Annotated in this window: 4 protein-coding genes and 1 pseudogene; 3 read left to right on the top strand and 2 right to left on the bottom strand. The window is 62.8% G+C overall.

The features are described from left to right. From H8S57_RS17530 to H8S57_RS16650, 3 genes and pseudogenes are all read left to right on the top strand, one after another. Nucleotides 1-121: pseudogene (locus H8S57_RS17530) on the top strand (NAD-dependent malic enzyme); the annotation flags it as partial. Between the two features lie 11 nt (nucleotides 122-132). After that, the gene (locus tag H8S57_RS16655) at nucleotides 133-891 is read left to right on the top strand and encodes a dihydroorotate dehydrogenase electron transfer subunit (RefSeq protein WP_186909075.1); all 759 of its coding nucleotides are present in this window, start codon (nucleotides 133-135) and stop codon (nucleotides 889-891) included. Further along, nucleotides 878-1,801 carry a dihydroorotate dehydrogenase gene (locus H8S57_RS16650; protein ID WP_186909074.1) on the top strand — a complete coding sequence of 308 codons (924 nt, stop codon included), beginning with the start codon at nucleotides 878-880 and terminating at the stop codon, nucleotides 1,799-1,801. Before H8S57_RS16655 ends, H8S57_RS16650 begins: the two co-directional genes overlap by 14 nt. 281 nt (nucleotides 1,802-2,082) lie before the next feature. Here H8S57_RS16650 and H8S57_RS18120 read toward each other — a convergent pair whose 3' ends face one another. Together H8S57_RS18120 and H8S57_RS16640 are read right to left on the bottom strand one after the other, a co-directional pair. Next, nucleotides 2,083-2,253: an IS3 family transposase gene (locus tag H8S57_RS18120; protein WP_186909073.1), complete on the bottom strand. Its 171-nt coding sequence runs from the start codon at nucleotides 2,251-2,253 to the stop codon at nucleotides 2,083-2,085. Nucleotides 2,254-2,260: 7 nt separating this feature from the next. Beyond that, nucleotides 2,261-2,837: IS3 family transposase (locus H8S57_RS16640; protein WP_207723845.1), on the bottom strand; the 577-nt coding region annotated here is incomplete at its 5' end.

Raw genomic sequence — 2,837 nt, 5'->3', positions numbered from 1 at the left:
TTCAGACGAAGAGCTGAACGCCGATTACATCATCCCCGCCGCCTTCGACCCCCGGGTGGGCAGGACGGTGGCCGCCGCCGTGGCCCGGGCCGCCCGCGACAGCGGCGTGGCCCGCATCTGAGGAGGGTCCCCATGTTCGTGCGATTGACCGAGCTGCGCCCTGTGACGGCGCGGGACACCCTGTATCGCTTTACCTGCCCCGCAATCGCTCGGGCCGCCCTGCCCGGCCAGTTTGTGGAATTGAAGCTCACCGGCGGCTGCGACCCCTTCCTGCGCCGCCCTATCAGTCTCTTTGACGCCGACGGGACGGAGACCTTTTCTCTTCTGGTACGTACCGTGGGCCGGGGCACGGAGTATATGACCGGCTGGACGCCTGGAATGGAGATCGACGTATTGGGGCCTCTGGGCAGCGGCTTTTCCTGGGAAACGGACACAAGGGACTGTCTCCTGGTTGCGGGCGGGATCGGCCTGGCCCCCATGGGTTTCCTGGCCCGGCGCCTGCTGGACGAGGGAAAGCGGGTGCGTCTGCTGTTTTCGCCCCGGCGGGACGCGGCATTGCTGGAGGCGCTTCCCTTCCGGGAAAGGCTGGACGTTTCCTGCTGTGAAAACCGCTCCGCCCTTCCCGCCGCGCTGGACGCCCTGCTGGCGCAGGGCGCGGACGCGGTATTCTCCTGCGGGCCGGAGGGGCTGCTGGAATCCGTGGCGGAGCGCGCGGCGGCGCACGGCGTGCCCTGCCAGCTGTCCATGGAACGGCGCATGGCCTGCGGTATCGGTATCTGCCTGGGCTGTGCCATTGCCATCCATACGCCCGGCGGCGTGACCTACAAAAAGGTCTGCAAAGACGGCCCCGTCTTTCGGGGAGAGGAGGTGGCCTTCCATGCTCAGCCTTGAGACCCGTCTGGGGCGGGCCGTCTTCCGCAACCCCGTATTTGGGGCCTCCGGCTGTACCGGCCATGGCTATGAACTGGCCGGCTACACCGATTTGTCCCGGTTCGGCGCAGTGAGCCTGAAAACGTTTACTCCGGCTCCCCGCGCCGGCAACCCCCCGGAGCGAATCGCAGAGGTGCCCGCCGGGGTACTGAATTCCATCGGCCTGCAAAACCCCGGAAAGGATGCATTTTTTGCCCAGACTATGCCCCGGGTGCTCGCCGCGCTGGAGCGCGACCAGATCGTCGTCAGCGTAGGCGGCGACACGATAGAGGACTATGTCGCGCTCTGCCGGGAGACCGAAGCGCGCTTCGGCGGCCGGATCGCGGCACTGGAGCTGAACGCGGCCTGTCCCAATGTCAGCCATGGCGCGGGCTTCTACAGCCGGGATCCCCAGGCCGCCCGCGAGCTGGTGCAGGCCGTACGGGAGGCCGTGGTCCTGCCCGTTTTTCTGAAGTTCAACACCAACTTCCCCAACTATCTGGAGGTTGCCGCCGCCGTGGAGGCGGCGGGAGCGGACGCGCTCTACACCACCAATACTCCTCTGGGCATGAAGATCGACCTGCACAGGCGCAGGCCCGCCCTGGGCAACGGCAGGGGGCCGATCTGCGGACCCGCCATCCGCCCCATCGGCGTACTGCGGACCTGGGAGCTGTATGAGGCCGTGCGGCTGCCCATCATTGCCAGCGGCGGCATCCGCACCTGGGAGGACGCAGTGGAATACCTCCTGGCAGGCGCCTGCGCCGTGGGAGTGGGCAGCGCTCAATTTGTCCAGCCGGACGCGGCAAGCGACATTCTGTCCGGTCTGGAGCGCTATGCCGCGGCGGAGGGCCTGGAGTGCCTGACCCCGCTGGTGGGCGCGGCCCATCCCTGACGGTGTTTCTGTTTTGATCTGCCCGGCAGCATTCCGCCGTTCCCAAGCATCGGTCCAAAGGAAAACTCCGCCCCTTCCGGCGTCGCACATGCCGAAGCGCACCCTCCCCGGGGGCTGGGACGACCATTGCGCGGGTAATTGAGCTTCAGCCGTCAGCGAACCGTTTGTCAAAAGGCCATAGGCCGCCTGACAAGCAAAACGCCCCGGCCCCAGCCGCAAACTGAACTGCCCCAGGTTGTGCGGACCGTACAAAAAGGGGCCCTGGCAGGAACTATTGAGTTTTATGTGGAGAGGCGCCGCGCAAGCGGCGCCTCTCCAGTCTTTAGCTGAATGCGCTCATGGTTGTAAAAGTGGATATAGCGGTCAATCCTCTCGTTGGCTTCAGAGAAAGTCGCCGGTTTGCGGCGGCAAATGCACTCCGTTTTAAGAATGGAGAAGAGATTTTCCGCCATGGCATTATCATATGGGTTGCCTTTCCTGAGCCTGGCAGGCAGAGCAAAAAGCGTGGATACAGAGTTCCTTCCTCATGTTGTTATCCATGGCAAGACCTATGATCTCACCGTTATAACAGTCCAGAACGGCTGCGACGTAAAGCTTTCCGTCTGCACACGGGACTTGCGTGATATCTGTCAGCCACTTTTGATTTGGCGCCTGAGCTGAGAAATCGCGCTGAATGAGATTTCCTGCCTTTTGTGCCGCTGCATCCGCTCTGGTCAGGCTGTTTGCCCTGTGTGGAGCTGATTTCAACAGCCCTCCGCGTTTCATGGCACGGCGAACTCCACTGCGGCTGACACGGATTCCTCGCTGCTCCAGAGCAAGCTGTATCCGCCTGACTCCGTAGTTTCGGTTACCTGGTGTCTCCGCATAGATCTCTCTAATTTTGACCAGAAGAAGCTGCCAAGGTTTTGTTCCCGTGATCCGACGTACGCTGCGGTAGTAACCGGATTCGCTCACATGCAGAACTCGACACATGGAGTGAACCGTATGTTCATTGTGCCGCAGCGTGATGTACTCATACAGCAGTTCAGGCTTCACT

Source organism: Lawsonibacter hominis, assembly GCF_014287895.1.
GTDB classification, from domain to species: Bacteria; Bacillota; Clostridia; order Oscillospirales; family Oscillospiraceae; genus Lawsonibacter_A; species Lawsonibacter_A hominis.
The sequence above is the reverse complement of the archived record's forward strand: the minus strand, read 5'-3'. Positions and strand labels throughout refer to the sequence as shown.

Excerpts from the sequence above, each read along its gene's own strand:
- H8S57_RS16655 (WP_186909075.1), top strand. The coding sequence starts at position 133 with ATGTTCGTGCGATTGACCGAGCTGCGCCCTGTGACGGCGCGGGACACC.
- H8S57_RS16650 (WP_186909074.1), top strand. The coding sequence starts at position 878 with ATGCTCAGCCTTGAGACCCGTCTGGGGCGGGCCGTCTTCCGCAACCCC.
- H8S57_RS18120 (WP_186909073.1), bottom strand. The coding sequence starts at position 2,253 with ATGGCGGAAAATCTCTTCTCCATTCTTAAAACGGAGTGCATTTGCCGC.